Genomic DNA, 322 nt, shown 5'->3' on the forward strand with positions numbered 1-322 from the left:
GGAGACGAGGAGAATCGAACTCCTGACCCCCTGCTTGCAAGGCAGGTGCTCTCCCAGCTGAGCTACGCCCCCATTTCTGACTGCGTCTCGCACTGCTATGCTTTGTCACATCTGCGTCGTATTTCGTCGACATAGGGTACTATGCCTTCCTCATACTCCTTGATGCTCCTCGCCTAGCAGCGTGATACTTGTCATAAATCTACTTCACAACTGTATCAAAACGCTGTCCAGTGAGTTTCACATTCTTTTTTAATGTGTTCCCTCAAAACTAGACAATGCAAAGCCTGATGCTACGACCTGGATATAAGCTCTAAGCTTACTC

Annotated in this window: 1 tRNA gene; it reads right to left on the reverse strand. The window is 48.1% G+C overall.

From position 1 onward, the window contains the following. Window positions 1–72 (reverse strand) — tRNA-Ala (locus I6E26_RS11125). Window positions 73–322: the final 250 nt, after the last annotated feature.

The sequence above is a fragment of the Anaerovibrio lipolyticus genome (assembly GCF_021531495.1).
Classification (GTDB): domain Bacteria; phylum Bacillota; class Negativicutes; order Selenomonadales; family Selenomonadaceae; genus Anaerovibrio.